The organism is Stenotrophomonas sp. BIO128-Bstrain (assembly GCF_030128875.1).
Taxonomy (GTDB): domain Bacteria; phylum Pseudomonadota; class Gammaproteobacteria; order Xanthomonadales; family Xanthomonadaceae; genus Stenotrophomonas; species Stenotrophomonas bentonitica_A.
This window is the reverse complement of the sequence record NZ_CP124620.1, coordinates 2,024,557-2,041,862: the sequence shown is the minus strand read 5'-3', so window position 1 is coordinate 2,041,862 and position 17,306 is coordinate 2,024,557. Positions and strand designations below refer to the sequence as shown.

The following is a 17,306-nucleotide window of genomic DNA, read 5'->3' as shown; positions in this document are numbered from 1 at the left end:
GAGGTGAACAACCAGTTAGGGCGATTATCGCACGTGTGTGCGAATTCGAGGTGAGCGGACGATGTCATTGCTGGAACGCAGCAATGCCCAGGCGCCGGCGACCGGCAGCCCCGCGCCGAAGCGTTTACCCTATGCCACCCTGTTCGTTTCCAACCCCATGACCGAGTCTTCCGCCACGCCCGCCTGGGCCGGCCGCCTGCGCGACATCGCCGATTTCCCCAAGCCGGGCATCCTGTTCAAGGACATCATGCCGCTGCTCGCCGACGGCCCGGATTTCGCGGCCGCCATCGATGCGATGGTCGCGCCCTGGCGCGATGCCAACCTGCAGGCGGTGATGGGGATCGAGTCGCGCGGCTTCATCCTAGGCGCGGCCATGGCGCGGGTGCTGGGCGTGGGCTTCGTGCCAGTGCGCAAGCCGGGCAAGCTGCCGGGCAAGGTGCTGCGCCAGGATTACACCCTGGAATACCGCACCGACAGCATTGAAGTACACGCCGATGCCTTGCCGGCCGGCGCCCGCGTGCTGGTGGTCGATGATGTGCTGGCCACGGGCGGCACGCTGCTGGCGGCGTTGTCGCTGGCCCGCCAGCTGCAGGTCGAGGTGGTCGGTGCGGCTGTGCTGGTGGAACTGGCCGGGCTTGGCGGCCGCGAGCGCTGGACGACTGACGTCCCGCTGCTGGCGAACCTGGTCTATTGAGCCGGAAATCCGCGCGGGCGCGCCGGCACTGGTAGTGCCGGCCGCTGGCCGGCACCTCAAACGCCCCAACGCAAGTGCAGCCGACCAACGGTCGGCTCTACCGTAACGCGGTCAGCCGACCTGCGATCGGCCGCAGCGCTCAGACATCCATCTTGCGTACGCGGAACCGGCGGCCCTTGATCTTGCCGGCCTCCAGCTGGGCGATCGCCCGGCCGGCCTGCTCGCGCGCAATGGCGACATACGAGCGCGTGGCGTAGATATCGATCTTGCCGATGTACTTGGCGGCCAGCCCGGCATCGCCGGTCAGCGCACCCAGGATGTCGCCCGGGCGCAGCTTGTCGGTCTTGCCACCATCGATGCGCAGCGTGGTCATTGCCGCCTGCGGCAGCACCGGCGGGCGTGCGGTGGCCAGCGGCGTCTTCTGCCAGTCCAGCGGCTTGCCCTGTGCGGCTTCGAGCGCATCGGCGCGGTTGCGCTCGCGATGCGTCACCAGGCTGATCGCCAGGCCGGTCGCACCGGCGCGGCCGGTACGGCCCACGCGATGCTCATACGTTTCGATGTCGGTCGGCAGCTCGTAATTGATCACCGCCGCCAAGTCCTGCACATCCAGCCCGCGCGCGGCCACGTCGCTGGCGACCAGCACGTTGCAGCTGCGGTTGGCGAAGCGCACCAGCACTTCGTCGCGGTCGCGCTGTTCCATCTCGCCGTGCAGCGGCAGCGCGGAGAAGCCGAACTGCTGCAGCGAAATGGCGACATCGTCGACATCGCGGCGGGTGTTGCAGAACACCACGGCCGATTCGGGCGTGTACTTGAGCAGCAGGCCGGCCAGCGCCTTCTGCTTCAGTGCCAGCTCGGTCTCGCAGAACAGGTGGCGGATGGCCGGCGCATGGTCGGCGCCTTCCACGGTCACTTCCACCGGGTCGCGCAGCAGCACGCGGGCGATCTCGCGGATCTCATCCGGGAACGTCGCCGAGAACAACAGCGTCTGGCGGTCCTTGCTGGTGCGCCCGGCGATCTCGCGGATCGGCTCCTCAAAGCCCATGTCGAGCATGCGGTCGGCTTCATCCAGCACCAGGGTGGTGACGCCGCCCAGGTGCAGCACGCGCTTGCGGCCCAGTTCCTGGATGCGCCCGGGGGTGCCGACCACGACCTGCGGATCGTGCGCTTCCAGCGAGGCCAGCTGCGGGCCCAGCGGCATGCCGCCGGTCAGCACCAGCAGTTTGAGGTTCGGAATGCCGGTCGCCAGCTTGCGGATCTGCTTGCCGACCTGGTCGGCCAGTTCGCGGGTCGGGCACAGCACCAGCGCCTGGGCGCGGGTCACCGACGGGTCCAGCGCCTGCAGCAGGCCCAGCCCGAAGGCCGCGGTCTTGCCGCTGCCGGTCGGGGCCTGTGCGATGACATCGCGGCGCTCAAGGATGGCCGGCAGGCTCTGGGCCTGCACGGGGGTGAGCGAGGTATAGCCCATGGCATCGATGCCGGGCAGCAGCGCTGGTTTCAGCGGCAGGGAGGAGAATTCAGACATGCGATAGTGTCGCAGAAGTCCGCCCGGCGTGCCTCAGCCCAGCAGTGCGCGCATGCCCAGGTTGATCCCCAGCCCGCCCGCCAGCAGCCAACCAAACAGCAGCAGCGCCAGCAGCAGCGGCTTCATACCGGCCTTGCGCAGGGCCGACACATGCGTGGTCAGGCCAAGCGCGGCCATGGCCATGGCCAGCAGCACGGTGTCCAGATCGATCGCCGCGCTGACGATGGCGGCCGGCAGCATCTGCAGCGAGTTGAGCCCGGCCACCGCGACGAAGCCGAACGCGAACCACGGCACCACGATCTTCGCGCGCCGGCCGCACGCACCCGGCACGCCACCGCGTGCGAGCAGCATCGACAGCCCGATCAGGAACGGGGCCAGCATCATCACCCGCACCATCTTGGCGATCACGGCCGTGTCGGCAGCCCCCTCGCTGACCGCGCGGCCGGCGGCGACCACCTGGGCGACTTCGTGCACGGTCGAGCCCGTGAACACGCCGTAGGCCTGGGTGTCCATCGGGATCCACCCGTGGGCAAGGTTGAGCTGGTACAGCGCCGGGTACAGGAACATCGCCAGCGTGCCGAACACCACCACGGTGGAGACCGCCACGGTCACCTGGTCCGCGCGCCCGCGCACCACCGGCTCGGCCGCCATCACCGCGGCCGCACCGCAGATCGAGCTGCCGGCACCGATCAGCAGGGCGCTCTCCCTGTCGAGGCCGAACCAGCGCGTGCCGGCCCACCACGCCAGCGCGAAGGTACTGGTCAGCACCAGCGCATCGGTCAGCACCCCGCCGACACCGACCTGGCCGATATCCTGGAAGGTCAGGCGCAGGCCGTACAGCACGATGCCCGCACGCAGCAGCCAGTGCTTGGAGAAGCCAACGCCCGCCGCGCTGGCGGGGGCCAGTCGCTGGTACAAGGTGTTGCCGACCACGATGCCGGCGACGATGGCGACGGTCAGCGCACTCAGGCCATGCGCCTGCAGCCAGGGCAGCTCGGCCAGGTACTGCGACGCCGCCGCCACCAGGCCGACCAGCAGCAGGCCGGGCAGGCGCAGTTGCCAGCGCTGGCGCAGGGCGGGTAGGGACCAGGGGGACAGGGCAGGCGCGTTCATGGCGGGTGGGATGCGGGAGAGAGGCGTACAGCGTGCATCCATGCGATTGACCCGTAAAACGAATAATATCGGTGAAACCTACCCATAACACAGGTAATGGGCATGCGCCTGACGCTCCGCCAGCTGCAGGTCTTCGTTGCCATCGCCGACCAGGGCAGCACCACCGCCGCAGGCCAGGCCATTGCGCTTTCCCAGTCCGCCAGCAGCGCCGCCCTGCAGGAGCTGGAAGCGCACTTCGACACGCCGCTGTTCGACCGCATCGGCCGTCGCCTGGCGTTGAACGGCCACGGCCGGGCCTTGCTGGAGCCGGCGCGCGCGCTGTTGGTCAATGCCGCCGATCTGGAGCGGCAATTGGCGGCGGGCGGTGACCCGTCCCAAGGCGCGCCGCTGCGGCTGGTGTTGGCGGCCAGCACCACCATCGGCAACTACCTGCTGCCGCCGCGTATCGCCGAGCTGCTGCGGCAGGCACCGCAGGCCGAGGTCGATCTGCGCATCGACAACAGCGCAGGCGTGGTGGCGGCCGTTCAACGGCTGGACGTGGATGCAGGACTGATCGAAGGCCCATGCCACGAACGCGGGCTGCAGGTGACCGCCTGGCAGCAGGACCCGCTGGTGATCGTCGCCGCCGCGGATGCGCCCCCGCGTTGGTCGCTGGATGAACTGCGCGCAGCGCGCTGGCTGCTGCGCGAACCCGGCTCAGGCACCCGCGAGGCTGTCGAACAGGCATTGCTGCCGCATCTGCGCGGCTTCGCCCAGACCCTGCAGCTGGGCAATACCGAAGCCATCAAGCAAGCCGCCATCGCCGGCCTCGGCCTGGCCTGCCTCTCGCGCCATGCCCTGGAAGAAGCCTTGGCCCTCGGCCGCCTGCGCATCCTTGAAACGCCTTTGCCGGCCCTGCACCGCACACTGTGGCTGGTACGCCACCCCGGCAAGCGATGGTTGCCGGGGTTGCAGGCGTTGTTGGGGGAAGTATCGGGATAGGGCCGACTGTCGTCGGCTGATCTTCACGAACTGCCTTGAACTGCCGAAGGACTCACGGTCTCCTGCATTGTCTTCGAGCAAACAGGGATGGGATGCTGCGTGCTTCGCTTCGCGCGTCGTGGCCCTCTGCCTTGCCGCGCGTAGTGACCCGCAGGAGTGGAACATGCATGCAATAGACAGACTCTGCAGCGACCTTGGCTTGCCGCCTGGCAACGCATACACCCAGGATTGGGCATACGAGCTTCCGGAGGAGTATCGAACCCTGGCATGGCTGGACAGATACCTGCAGGCGTATCACGCAGGGGGCTATCCACTGGATGCCAGGAAGGAGTTGATGACCCTCGCGCTTGATGTGAGCAATGATCTGCTGTCTTCTGGCGCTGGACCGGCGGATCGCAGCATCGCCGCCGTGCTGGCTGCGCTTTCCGAAGACCGTCACGAGCACCGCGATCTGATCGAGTACTGGTCGATCGAGGGGGAGCCGTTGGGGGACTGCTTTGCATTGACCCCTGAGGTCAGAAGGATCAAGGCTGCAACCTGATCCGCGGCAACATTGTCGCAACGCGGCCCGTCATGCAAGCTCGCCCCTACGGGGGCCGTCACCCCGCCAGGCAGGCCCGGCAACCCGTACAATAGTCAGATGCCTCTGATTACTCTGCAAAACGTCGACTTCAGCGTCGGCGGCCCCCTGTTGCTGGAAAAAGCCGAACTGTCGATCGAGCCGGGCGAGCGTATCGCCCTGATCGGCCGCAACGGCGCCGGCAAATCGACCCTGCTCAAACTGCTGTCCGGCGATCACAAGCCCGATGACGGCGAAGTCCGCGTGCAGCAGGGGGTGCGCATCACCCGCCTGGAACAGGAGGTCCCGCACGGTGCCGCCGGCAGCGTGTTCGATGTGGTTGCCGATGGCCTGGGCGAGCTGGGCCAGTGGCTGGCCGAGTTCCATCACCTGAGCATGGCCGAGGATTTCGACGGCGATGCGCTCTCGGCCGTGCAGGCCAAGATCGATGCCGCCAACGGCTGGGGCCTGGACCAGCGCGTCAGCGAAACCCTGACCAAGCTCGACCTGGACGGCGATGCCGAATTCGCGCGCCTGTCCGGCGGCATGAAGCGCCGCGTGCTGCTGGGCCGCGCGCTGGTGTCCTCGCCGGACCTGCTGCTGCTCGACGAACCGACCAACCACTTGGACATCGAAGCCATCGACTGGCTCGAAATGTTCCTCAAGAACTGGAACGGCAGCGTGGTGTTTGTCACCCATGATCGTCGCTTCCTGCGTGCACTGGCCACCCGCATCGTCGAGATCGACCGCGGCCAGGTCACCAGCTGGCCGGGCGACTGGGCCAACTACGAGCGCCGCCGCGAAGAGCGCATGAACGCGCAGGCGCAGGAAAACGCGCGCTTCGACAAACTGCTGGCCCAGGAAGAAATCTGGATCCGCCAGGGCATCAAGGCCCGCCGCACCCGCGACGAAGGCCGTGTGCGCCGCCTCAAGGCGATGCGCAACGATCGCTCGCAGCGCCGCGAACTGGGCGGCAACGTGCGCATGGAAGCGGCGCAGGCGGAGAACTCCGGCAAGAAGGTCATCGACGTCAAGGAGATCTCGTTCGCCTTCGGCGAGCGTGTGATGGTCAAGGACTTCAGCACCGTGATCCTGCGCGGCGACCGTATCGGCCTGATCGGGCCGAACGGCAGCGGCAAGACCACGCTGCTCAAGCTGCTGCTGGGGGATCTGCAGGCGCAGAGCGGCGAAGTGCGTGCCGGCACCAACCTGCAGATCGCGTATTTCGACCAGTACCGTGCCGTGCTGCGCGAAGACTGGACCGCGATCGAGAACGTGGCCGAAGGCCGCGATTTCATCGAGTTCAACGGCAAGCGCAAGCATGTGCACGCCTACCTGCAGGACTTCCTGTTCTCGCCCGAGCGCGCCCGCGCACCGATCACCCGCCTGTCCGGTGGCGAGCGCAACCGCCTGCTGCTGGCCAAGCTGTTCGCGCAGCCGTCCAACCTGCTGGTGATGGATGAACCGACCAACGATCTGGACGTGGAAACGCTTGAGCTGCTGGAAGAGCTGCTGAGCGATTACACCGGCACGTTGCTGCTGGTCAGCCATGACCGTGACTTCCTGGACAACGTGGTCACTTCCACGATGGTGATGGAAGGGGACGGCGTGGTCGGCGAGTACGTGGGCGGCTATACCGATTGGCAGCGCCACGCTGCACGCGTGGCCGCCGCGGCCGCCGCTGCGCCCGTGGTGGCGGCCAAGCCGGTTGCTGCGGCGGCTGCCGCTGCCGCGCCGGCCGAGGCCAAGCGCAAGCTGAGCTACAAGGACGCGCGCGAGCTGGAACAGCTGCCGCTGAAGATCGAAACGCTGGAGAAGGACGTCGAAGGCCTCACCGCCGCGATGAACGACCCGGCGTTCTATCAGCGCAGCGCCGCCGACATGGCCGCGCACAGCGCGAAGCTTGCCAAGGTCCAGGCTGAGCTGGACGCCGCGTACGCGCGCTGGGAAGAACTGGACGCCTGACCCGGTGATCGATGTAGAGCCGACCGTTGGTCGGCTTGACGGTACGGGACGTATGGCACCGACCGCTGGTCCGCCGCACGCGTAACGCCGAGCGTTGGTCGCCTCACCTGTAGAGCCGACCGTTGGTCGGCTGGCGTCAGAGGTTCATGGCGCCCGAACGAAGCGCAGCCGACCAACGGTCGGCTCTACCTGTCAGGGCTTCGTGGGGCCGGATGGAAGGCAGCCGACCAACGGTCGGCGCTACCGTCGTCATTTCAGGCCGTGCAGATCCCGCAACTGGGTTGGACGTGAGCCGAAATACGCGGCCAGGTCGGCGATGTCCTGGTCGCTCAGGTCGGTCGCCTGCGGGGTCATCAGCGCGTGCTGGCGATCCCCCGCGCGGTAGGCCTGCAGGCTGTGCGCCAGGTAATCCCCGTACTGCCCACCCAGCTTCGGGTAGGTCGGGTCGATCGGCTTGTTGCCGTCGGCGCCGTGGCAATCGATGCAGCTCTGGCCGGTGGCTTTGCCCTTGACCTGGGCACGCGCCTCACCGGCGGCGATGCGGCCGGCCGGCAGGCCGGCGGAGGAGCCGGACCCGTGTTCACCACTGGCGTGGCCCGGATCGGCGGCGGAATCTGCGCTGTTCTCCACCTGAGACTGCGAACACGCAGTCATCAGCAGGGCAACGGACAGGGCGATGGCGTAACGCTGGAGTGGCGTGGCTTTCGACATGAGCGCGCTTATTTGACGGTGGACAGGTAAACAGCGAGATCGGCGATCTCCTGTTCGCTGAAACTCATCGACTGCGCCTGCATCGTCGGATGCTTGCGCTTGCCGTGGCGGTACTCGGTCAGCGCCTGGCTGAGGTACTCACGGGTCTGCCCGCCGATCTTGGGCACTTTGTAGCTGGGATAGGCGTTCTTGTACCCGGTGATGCCGTGGCACCCCTGGCACGTATAGGCCAGGACCCGGCCATTGTCGAACCGGCCGGTGACGGCGGCAGGCGCCGGCGCGGTGGCGGCCGGAGCGGGGGTGGCAGGGACTGCAGGAGCGGGTGTTGCGGCCTGTGCGGCGGCCCCGAGGGGCAGGAGGACGGCCAGAACGAGACAAGCGGCGAGCGGCTGCGGGCGCATGATGTCCTTTTCCGATAAACGGGTCTGGTCGTTCCGGCGTGGGGTACGGAACTGGGCCGAGTATAGCCTGCCATTTCATCTAGCTGAAACCGGGCCGGGGGAGGCCATCGCCGCAGGTCACCATGACCTTTGGGATATGGTGTGGTCGTGACGTGGTGCATTACTTTGCTACCACACCTGCCCACGCATCCTTAGGGACACGACGATGTCGCGACAATCATTCCTGCTCGGCCGCACCGGACGCTGTGCCGCTGCACTGCTGATCACCTCCACCCTGCTGCTGAGCGGCTGCGGTGGCGCCGGCCCGGCCGAAGCCAACGCGGCCGAGAAGGACGGCAAGGCCGAGAAGAAGGTCGATGCGGTCCCCGTCGAAGCCGTCGCGGCCAGCCGTCGCGCCGTCGCTGCCAGCTACACCGGTACGGCCGCACTGGAGCCGCGTGGTGAGTCGCAGGTGGTCGCCAAGACCTCCGGCGTCGCGCTGGCGGTGCTGGTCGAAGAGGGGCAGCAGGTGCGTGCCGGGCAGCCGCTGGTGCGGCTGGATCCGGACCGTGCGCGCCTGGCCGTGGCGCAGAGCGAAGCGCAGATGCGCAAGCTGGAGAACAACTACCAGCGCGCCCAGAAACTGGTGGGCCAGCAGATGGTCAGCGCCGCCGATGTCGACCAGATCAAGTACGACCTGGAGAACGTCCGCGCGCAGTACCGGCTGGCCACGCTGGAACTGTCCTACACCACGGTGATCGCGCCGATCTCGGGCGTGATCGCCTCGCGCTCGATCAAGACCGGCAACTTCGTGCAGATCAACACGCCGATCTTCCGCATCGTCGACAACTCGCGCCTGGAAGCCACGCTCAACGTGCCCGAGCGCGAGCTGGCCACGCTGCGTCCGGGCCAGCCGGTGACGCTGCTCGCCGATGCGCTGCCGGGCAAGACCTTCCCGGGCACGGTGGACCGCATCTCGCCGGTGGTCGATGCCGGCAGCGGCACGTTCCGCGTGGTCAGCGGCTTTGGCGAAGATGCTGAAGGCCTGCAGCCGGGCATGTTCGGTCGCATCCGGATCGACTATGACCAGCGCGCCGACGCCTTGGTGGTGCCGCGCCTGGCGCTGCTCGACGATGGTGAGCCGGCGGTGTTCCGCGTTCGCGATGGCAAGGCCGCGCGCGTGCCGGTCAAGCTCGGCTATGCCGAAGGCCCGTGGGTGGAGATCCGCGAGGGGCTGGCCGCAGGCGATCAGGTGGTTACTGCAGGCAAGGTTGCCCTGCGCGACGGCACCGCGGTGCAGGTGATCGGCGCCAAGCCGGCCGCCACCGCTGCTGCCAAGCCGGCACCGGCCAAGGCGGAGAGCCGTCAATGACAGCGGCCGGCAACGACCACGGCAATGATCCGCACCAGGGCGATCGCCCCGGTGCCCACGGCGGCGGCCTGGTGGAATTCGCCACCCGCCGCCGCGTCACCATCGCGATGTTCACTGTCACCCTGATGTTGTTCGGCTTCATCGCGCTGGGAAATCTCAAGGTCAACTTGCTGCCCGACCTGAGCTATCCGACCCTGACCGTGCGCACCGAGTACACCGGTGCGGCCCCGGCGGAAATCGAAACGCTGATCACCGAGCCGGTCGAAGAGGCCGTGGGCGTGGTCAAGAACCTGCGCAAGCTCAAATCGATCTCGCGTACCGGGCAGAGCGATGTCGTGCTCGAGTTCGCCTGGGGCACCAACATGGACCAGGCCAGCCTGGAGGTGCGCGACAAGATGGAAGCGCTGAACCTGCCGCTGGAGGCGAAATCTCCGGTGCTGCTGCGCTTCAATCCGTCCACCGAGCCGATCATGCGCCTGGTGATCTCGGCCAGAACCGATCCTTCCAGCGATGCCGAGGCCGTGCGCCAGCTCACCGAGCTGCGCCGCTATGCCGATGAAGACCTGAAGAAGAAGCTGGAGCCGGTCACCGGCGTGGCCGCGGTGAAGGTGGGCGGCGGTCTGGAGGATGAAATCCAGGTCGACATCGACCAGCAGAAGCTGGCCCAGCTCAATCTGCCGATCGACAACGTCATCAAGCGGCTCAAGGAAGAGAACATCAACATCTCCGGTGGCCGCCTGGAGGAAGGCTCGCAGCGCTACCTGGTGCGCACGGTCAACCAGTTCGCCGATCTGGAGGACATCCGCAACCTGCTGGTGACCACGCAGAGCAGCAACGGCAGCGCTGCCGATGCAGCGATGCAGCAGATGTTCGCGATCGCCGCCTCGACCGGCTCGGATGCCGCCGTGGCCGCTGCCTCTGCCGCGCAGAGCGCATCCAGCAGCAGTTCCACCAACATCGCCAACGGCGTGCCGGTGCGGCTGAAGGATGTCGCCACCGTGCGCCAGGGCTACAAGGAACGCGAAGCGATCATCCGCCTGGGCGGCAAGGAAGCGGTCGAGCTGGCGATCTACAAAGAGGGCGATGCCAACACGGTCTCGACCGCCGAAGCGCTGCGCGCGCGCCTGGAGCAGATCAAGGGCCAGGTGCCCGGCGATGCCGAACTGACCACGATTGAAGACCAGTCACGCTTCATCGAACACGCCATCAGCGACGTCAAGAAGGACGCGGTGATCGGCGGCATCCTCGCCATCCTGATCATCTTCCTGTTCCTGCGCGACGGCTGGAGCACGTTCGTGATCAGCCTGTCGCTGCCGGTCTCGATCATCACCACGTTCTTCTTCATGGGCCAGCTCGGCCTGAGCTTGAACGTGATGTCGCTGGGCGGTCTGGCCCTGGCCACCGGCCTGGTGGTGGATGACTCCATCGTGGTGCTGGAGAGCATCGCCAAGGCGCGCGAACGTGGCCTGAGCATCCTGCAGGCGGCCATCGCCGGCACCCGTGAAGTGAGCATGGCCGTGGTCGCCTCGACCCTGACCACCATCGCGGTGTTCCTGCCGCTGGTGTTCGTCGATGGCATCGCCGGCCAGCTGTTCCGCGACCAGGCGCTGACCGTGGCGATCGCGATTGCGATCTCGCTGCTGGTGTCGATGACCCTGATCCCGATGCTGAGCTCGCTCAAGGGCCGCCCGCCGCTGGCCTTCCCCGAAGAACCGGCGCACCAGCCCTGGCAGCCGGACAGCCGCTGGCTGAAGCCGGTCGCCGGCAGCCGTCGCGGCGTGGGCACCCTGGTGCGCTGGATCTGCTTCGGGATTGCCTGGTCGGTGATCCGCGTCTGGCGCGGCCTGGTGACCGTGGTCGGGCCGGTGATGCGCAAGGCCAGCGATGTGGCGATGAAGCCCTACGCCGGTGCCGAGCGCGGTTACCTCAAGCTGCTGCCGGGCGCGCTGCATCACCCGGGCAAGGTGCTGGGCCTGGCCGCGCTGGCCTTCGTCGGCACGATGGCGCTGGTGCCGATGCTCGGGGCCGACCTGATCCCGCAGCTGGCGCAGGACCGTTTCGAAATGACCGCCAAGCTCCCCGCGGGCACGCCGCTGAAGCAGACCGATGCGCTGGTCCGTGAGATGCAGCTGGCCCACGCCAAGGACGACAGCATCGCCTCGTTGTACGGCGTCAGTGGCAGCGGCACCCGTCTGGATGCCAGCCCGACCGAAAGCGGCGAGAACATCGGCAAGTTGACCGTCGTGATGGCCGGGGGCGGCAACGCGCGCACCGAAGCGGCGATCACCGAGCGGCTGCGCGAATCGATGCAGCAGCACCCTGGCGTGCAGGTCGATTTCGCCCGCCCGGCGCTGTTCAGCTTCTCCACACCGCTGGAAGTGGAACTGCGTGGTCAGGACATGGCCACGCTGGAAACGGCCGGCAAGGCACTGGCCGCGATGCTGCGTAACAACCCGCACTACGCCGACGTCAAATCCACGGTGGAAGAGGGCTTCCCGGAGATCCAGATACGCTTCGACCAGGAGCGCGCCGGTGCGCTCGGTCTGACCACGCGGCAGATCGCCGATGTGGTGGTGAAGAAGGTGCGCGGTGACGTGGCTACGCGCTACAGCTTCCGGGACCGCAAGATCGACGTCCTGGTGCGGGCCCAGGAAGGTGACCGGGCCAGCGTGGACAGCATCCGCCGCCTGATCGTCAATCCGGGCAGCAACCGGCCGGTGACGCTGGATTCGGTGGCCGAGGTGGTCGCCACCAACGGCCCGAGCGAGATCCATCGCGCCGACCAGACCCGCGTGGCGGTGGTGTCGGCCAACCTGCGCGACATCGACCTGGGCGGCGCCGTGCGCGAAGTGCAGGACATGGTGGCCAAGCAGCCGTTGGGGGCCGGTGTCGGCATGCACATCGGCGGGCAGGGTGAGGAGCTGGCCGATTCGGCGCGCTCGCTGATCTTCGCCTTCGGCCTGGCCATCTTCCTGGTGTACCTGGTGATGGCCTCGCAGTTCGAATCGCTGCTGCATCCGTTCGTCATCCTGTTCACCATTCCGCTGGCGCTGGTCGGCGCGATCCTGGCCCTGATGCTGACCGGCAAGCCGATCTCGGTGGTGGTGTTCATCGGCTTGATCCTGCTGGTGGGCCTGGTGACCAAGAACGCGATCATCCTGATCGACAAGGTCAACCAGCTGCGCGAGGCGGGCGTGCCCAAGCGTGAGGCACTGGTGGAAGGGGCGCGTTCGCGCCTGCGGCCGATCATCATGACCACGCTGTGCACGCTGTTCGGCTTCCTGCCGCTGGCGGTGGCGATGGGCGAGGGCGCCGAAGTGCGCGCGCCGATGGCGATCACCGTGATCGGCGGGCTGCTGGTCTCCACCCTGCTGACCCTGGTGGTGATCCCGGTGGTGTACGACCTGCTCGACCGTCGCGGCGATGCCTACTACCGCGAGCGCGGCCGCCACCTCAAGACGCCGCTGGCCGACGCCGGCCATGGCACTGCACAGGAGCCGGCATGAGCATTGCCGAGTTCTCCATCCGCCGGCCCATCACCACGATCATGTGTTTCGTGTCGTTGGCGGTGGTGGGCCTGATCGCCTCGTTCCGGCTGCCGCTGGAAGCGCTGCCGGACATCTCCGCGCCGTTCCTGTTCGTGCAGGTGCCCTACACCGGCTCCACGCCAGAGGAGGTCGAGCGCAACATCATCCGGCCGACCGAAGAAGCACTGGCTACGATGACCGGGATCAAGCGCATGCGTTCCTCGGCCACCTCCGAAGGCGCCAGCATCTTCATCGAGTTCACCGACTGGGACCGCGACATCGCCATCGCGGCCTCTGATGCCCGTGAGCGCATCGATGCGATCCGCAGCGACCTGCCTGACGACCTGCAGCGCTACAACGTGTTCAAGTGGTCCAGCAGTGACGACCCGGTGCTGAAGGTGCGCCTGGCCAGTGCGACCGACCTGACCGGCGCGTACGACATGCTCGACCGCGAGTTCAAGCGGCGGATCGAACGCATCCCCGGTGTGGCGCGGGTCAACATCTCCGGCGCCCCGCCGAACGAGGTCGAGATCGCGATCAGCCCGGACCGGTTGACCGCGCATAACCTGAGCATCAACGAACTCAGCGACCGCCTGCGTACGCTGAACTTCTCGATCTCGGCCGGACAGATCGACGACAACGGCCAGCGCGTGCGCATCCAGCCGGTGGGTGAAATCACCGACCTGCAGGAACTGCGCGATCTGGTCATCGACAACAAGGGCCTGCGCCTGGGTGACATCGCCGAGGTCCGGCTCAAGCCCACCCGCATGAACTATGGCCGTCGCCTGGATGGCAACCCGGCCGTGGGCCTGGACATCTTCAAGGAGCGCAGCGCCAACCTGGTGGAGGTCTCGCGCGCCGCCCTGGCCGAGGTCGAGGCGATCCGCAAGCAGCCCTCCATGCGCGATGTGCAGATCAAGGTCATCGACAACCAGGGCAAGATGGTGACCTCCTCGCTGCTGGAGCTGGCCGAGGCCGGCGCGGTGGGGCTGCTGCTGTCGATCACGGTGCTGTTCTTCTTCCTGCGCCACTGGCCCTCCACGCTGATGGTGACCCTGGCGATCCCGATCTGTTTCGTGATCACCCTGGGCTTCATGTACTTCGCCGGCGTGACCCTCAACATCCTGACCATGATGGGCCTGCTGCTGGCGGTCGGCATGCTGGTGGACAACGCCGTGGTGGTGGTGGAGAGCATCTACCAGGAACGCGAGCGAATGCCGGACCAGCCGCGGCTGGCCTCGATCATCGGTACCCGCAACGTGGCCATCGCGTTGAGCGCCGGCACCCTGTGCCACTGCATCGTGTTCGTGCCGAACCTGTTCGGTGAGACCAACAACATCAGCATCTTCATGTCGCAGATCGCGATCACGATCTCGGTCTCGCTGCTGGCCTCCTGGCTGGTCGCGGTGAGCCTGATCCCGATGCTGTCCGCGCGCATGCAGACCCCCAAACTGGTGCATTCGGACAGTGGCGTGATCGCCCGCCTGCAGCGCCGCTACGCCACCTTGCTGCAGTGGACGCTGGAACACCGTGGCTGGAGTGTGTTCGGCATCGTGATGGTGATCCTGATCAGCCTGGTGCCGATGAAGCTGACCAAGATCGACATGTTCGGTGGCGAGGGTGGCCACGAGGTGTTCATCGGCTACAACTGGAAGGGCGCCTACACGTTCGGGCAGATGTCCGAGGAAGTCGCCCGCGTGGAGCGCTACCTGGACGACCACCGCGAGGAGCTGCACATCACCCAGGTGTATTCCTGGTACAGCGAACAGGAAGGCAGCAGCACGATCGTGACCTTCGATACCGAGCACGCCAAGAACATGCCCGCCGTGCAGGAAGCCCTGCGCAAGGGCCTGCCGCGTTCGGCGCGTGCCGATTACGTGGTCGGCAACTCCGGCGACGGCGGTGGCGGCGGCAACAACCAGGTGCAGGTGCAGCTGGTGGGTGACTCGACCAAGATGCTGCAGGAGATCGGCGAGGAAGTGGTGCCGTTGTTGGCCCAGCGCAAGGAGCTGCGTGACGTGCGCATCGACAACGGCGAGAAGGGCAGTGAGTTGTCCATCCACGTTGACCGCGAGCGCGCGGCCGCGTTCGGCTTCAATGCCGAGCAGGTGGCCAGCTTCGTCGGCCTGGCCCTGCGGGGCGCGCCGCTGCGCGAGTTCCGCCGCGGTGACAGTGAAGTGCCGGTCTGGGTGCGCTTTGCCGGTGCCGAGCAGAGCAGCCCGGAAGACCTGGCCAGCTATACGGTGCGTACCGGCGACGGTCGCTCCGTGCCGCTGCTGAGCCTGGTGGATGTGGCGATCAAGCCGTCGGCCACGCAGATCGGCCGCACCAACCGGCAGACCACGTTGACCATCAAGGCCAACCTGGCTGAAAAGGTCACCGTGCCGGATGGGCGCAAGGCGATGGAGGAAACGCTCAAGCCGATGAGCTTCCCGGCCGGCTACACCTTCAGCTTCGACGGCGGCGACTACGGCGACGACAACGAAGCGATGGCGCAGATGATGTTCAATCTGGTGATCGCCCTGGTGATGATCTACGTGGTGATGGCGGCGGTGTTCGAGTCGCTGCTGTTCCCGGCGGCGATCATGAGCGGCGTGCTGTTCTCGATCTTCGGGGTGTTCTGGCTGTTCTGGATCACCGGCACCTCGTTCGGGATCATGTCCTTCATCGGCATCCTGGTGTTGATGGGCGTGGTGGTGAACAACGGGATCGTGATGATCGAGCACATCAACAACCTGCGCCGCCGCGGGATGGGCCGGACCCAGGCGCTGGTGGAAGGCTCGCGCGAACGCCTGCGCCCGATCATGATGACGATGGGGACCGCGATCCTGGCGATGATTCCGATCTCCATGACCGACACCCAGCTGCTCGGCAACGGCCCGCCGTACTACCCGATGGCCCGCGCCATCGCCGGCGGCCTGGCGTTCTCCACGGTGGTCAGCCTGCTGTTCCTGCCGACCATCTACGCGATGCTTGATGACATGAGCACGGCGGTGTCGCGAATCATCCGGCGCGCGCGTGGCCGCGGCGTCGAGGCCCCGGTGGTCGAGCCCGGCGCAGAATCGGTTTGAGGGTGCATGGAGGCCCGTTGGGCGGGCCTCCTTTTTTTTCGGAACGCACCCACGTATGGCGTCCATCTACGAATGGAAACGGCGGCCATCACCCTGGTACGGAGCCCGACACTACCTGCGGTTCCCCATTCGTGCACAAAAAAGGCCACGCATTGCGTGGCCTTTCGATTCACCGCCAGCGCGGGAATCACCCCGCGACTTTGCCCCACACCTGGAACCCGGTCAGCCACAACCCGAGCATGCTGCCCAGGTTGGTCAGCATGAAGGTCAGCACCACGCGGGTCACCCGGTTGCGGTACCAGCCCTTGACGCTCTGCGCGTCGTCGCGCAGCTTCAGGAAATCCTCGTAGGCCGGCTTGCGCAGGCGCGCTTCCACCAGGGCCGAGAACGCGCCGGTCGGGATGCTCAAGCGGAACGGCTTGAACGGTGCCACCACGATCGCGGTCAGGATGCTCAACGGGTGGCTGCCGGCCAACAGGCAGCCCAGGCCGGCCAGGCCGCCGGTATACATCGCCCAGACCGCCAGCAGTTCACTGCCGACCCCCAGGCCACCGCGGTAGAAGCCCACGCCGATGCCGGTCAGCACGATGGCCAGGATCGCCAGCGTGATCCACGGAATGTTGCGCTTCTTCGGCACGTCTTCCAGCGACTCGCGCAGCGGGCCCGGCGCATCGGTGTCGGTTTCCAGGTATCTGGCCAGACCGGCCAGATGACCGGCGCCGACCACCGCCAGCACTTCGCGCTGGGCCGGGTCATGCACTTCACGCAGGCGCGTAGCCATGTAGCGGTCGCGCTCGCCGATGATGGTTTCGTACAGGGCCGGGCTCTCGCTGGCGAACTCGCCGAAGCTGGCTTCGAGCATGTCGCCCTGCTTGAGCTTCTCGATCTCGTCTTCGCCGACTTCCTCGGAGGCGAACAGGCCGGCGCCCAGGCCCATCACCAGCTTGATCTTGCCGAAGAAGCCCAGCCGCTGCGAGGCGCGCTTGAAGGTCAGGCCGACCTCGCGGTCGATCAGGTGCACCGGCAGGTTGCGTTCGTTGGCCATCACCACCGCGCGCTTGAGTTCGGCACCGGGCTCGATCTCCAGCTGCTCGGCCAGGCGGCGCTGGTAGGCGGCCAGGGCGAGGTTGGCCGCGAACAGGGCGACGCGCCCCTTGCGGATCACCTCGACCAGGTCCAGCTTGGCCAGGGCGTCCGGGTTGGTCAGTGCCTGCAGGCGCTGCGCGTCCAGTTCGACCGCGACCGCATCGAAGCGGCCACTTTCAATTGCACGTTCCACCGCTTCCACGCTGGCCTGCGAGACGTGCGCGGTGCCCAGCAGGGTGTAGCGCACGCCATCGCGCTCGACCACGCGCACGGGTTGACCGGCGAACAGGGTGTCGCCGGCCTCGATCAGGGTATCTGTCATTGC

Annotated in this window: 12 protein-coding genes; 7 read left to right on the top strand and 5 right to left on the bottom strand. The window is 67.0% G+C overall.

From position 1 onward, the window contains the following. The first annotated feature begins 157 nt into the window (after nt 1–157). Nucleotides 158–694, top strand: a complete 537-nt coding sequence (locus POS15_RS09065) for an adenine phosphoribosyltransferase (protein ID WP_284129631.1) — start codon at nt 158–160, stop codon at nt 692–694. Nucleotides 695–833: 139 nt separating this feature from the next. Here POS15_RS09065 and dbpA read toward each other — a convergent pair whose 3' ends face one another. Further along, on the bottom strand, nt 834–2,216 hold the full coding sequence (dbpA, locus tag POS15_RS09060; protein WP_019183114.1) for an ATP-dependent RNA helicase DbpA: 1,383 nt from the start codon (nt 2,214–2,216) through the stop codon (nt 834–836). A gap of 33 nt (nt 2,217–2,249) precedes the next feature. Beyond that, on the bottom strand, nt 2,250–3,329 hold the full coding sequence (locus POS15_RS09055; protein ID WP_284129534.1) for a YeiH family protein: 1,080 nt from the start codon (nt 3,327–3,329) through the stop codon (nt 2,250–2,252). Between the two features lie 102 nt (nt 3,330–3,431). Here POS15_RS09055 and POS15_RS09050 point away from each other — a divergent pair, with 102 nt between their 5' ends. The 3 genes from POS15_RS09050 (at nt 3,432) to POS15_RS09040 (ending at nt 6,834) form a co-directional block, all read left to right on the top strand. After that, the gene (locus POS15_RS09050) at nt 3,432–4,310 is read left to right on the top strand and encodes a LysR family transcriptional regulator (protein WP_284129533.1); all 879 of its coding nucleotides are present in this window, start codon (nt 3,432–3,434) and stop codon (nt 4,308–4,310) included. Between the two features lie 163 nt (nt 4,311–4,473). Further along, nucleotides 4,474–4,851 carry a hypothetical protein gene (locus tag POS15_RS09045; RefSeq protein ID WP_284129532.1) on the top strand — a complete coding sequence of 126 codons (378 nt, stop codon included), beginning with the start codon at nt 4,474–4,476 and terminating at the stop codon, nt 4,849–4,851. 99 nt (nt 4,852–4,950) lie between these two features. Beyond that, nucleotides 4,951–6,834 carry an ATP-binding cassette domain-containing protein gene (locus POS15_RS09040; RefSeq protein WP_284129530.1) on the top strand — a complete coding sequence of 628 codons (1,884 nt, stop codon included), beginning with the start codon at nt 4,951–4,953 and terminating at the stop codon, nt 6,832–6,834. Nucleotides 6,835–7,083: 249 nt separating this feature from the next. Here the strand turns inward: POS15_RS09040 and POS15_RS09035 are convergent, their stop codons facing one another. Both POS15_RS09035 and POS15_RS09030 read right to left on the bottom strand, forming a co-directional pair. After that, complete coding sequence (locus POS15_RS09035) at nt 7,084–7,545, bottom strand: cytochrome c (protein ID WP_019183110.1); 462 nt, start codon at nt 7,543–7,545, stop codon at nt 7,084–7,086. A gap of 8 nt (nt 7,546–7,553) precedes the next feature. Further along, nucleotides 7,554–7,946 carry a c-type cytochrome gene (locus tag POS15_RS09030; protein WP_019183109.1) on the bottom strand — a complete coding sequence of 131 codons (393 nt, stop codon included), beginning with the start codon at nt 7,944–7,946 and terminating at the stop codon, nt 7,554–7,556. Nucleotides 7,947–8,151: 205 nt separating this feature from the next. Here POS15_RS09030 and POS15_RS09025 point away from each other — a divergent pair, with 205 nt between their 5' ends. The 3 genes from POS15_RS09025 to POS15_RS09015 are packed head-to-tail and all read left to right on the top strand — an operon-like array spanning nt 8,152 to nt 15,895. Continuing rightward, the gene (locus tag POS15_RS09025; protein ID WP_046273773.1) at nt 8,152–9,297 is read left to right on the top strand and encodes a MexH family multidrug efflux RND transporter periplasmic adaptor subunit; all 1,146 of its coding nucleotides are present in this window, start codon (nt 8,152–8,154) and stop codon (nt 9,295–9,297) included. Beyond that, nucleotides 9,294–12,803 carry an efflux RND transporter permease subunit gene (locus POS15_RS09020; RefSeq protein WP_284129529.1) on the top strand — a complete coding sequence of 1,170 codons (3,510 nt, stop codon included), beginning with the start codon at nt 9,294–9,296 and terminating at the stop codon, nt 12,801–12,803. Before POS15_RS09025 ends, POS15_RS09020 begins: the two co-directional genes overlap by 4 nt. Continuing rightward, entirely contained in the window at nt 12,800–15,895 is a 3,096-nt protein-coding gene (locus tag POS15_RS09015) for an efflux RND transporter permease subunit (protein WP_284129528.1), read from the top strand. The genes POS15_RS09020 and POS15_RS09015 overlap by 4 nt, the downstream gene beginning before the upstream one ends. Before the next feature lie 187 nt (nt 15,896–16,082). Here the strand turns inward: POS15_RS09015 and POS15_RS09010 are convergent, their stop codons facing one another. Then, entirely contained in the window at nt 16,083–17,303 is a 1,221-nt protein-coding gene (locus POS15_RS09010) for a TraB/GumN family protein (protein ID WP_102788351.1), read from the bottom strand. Nucleotides 17,304–17,306 lie beyond the last annotated feature (3 nt).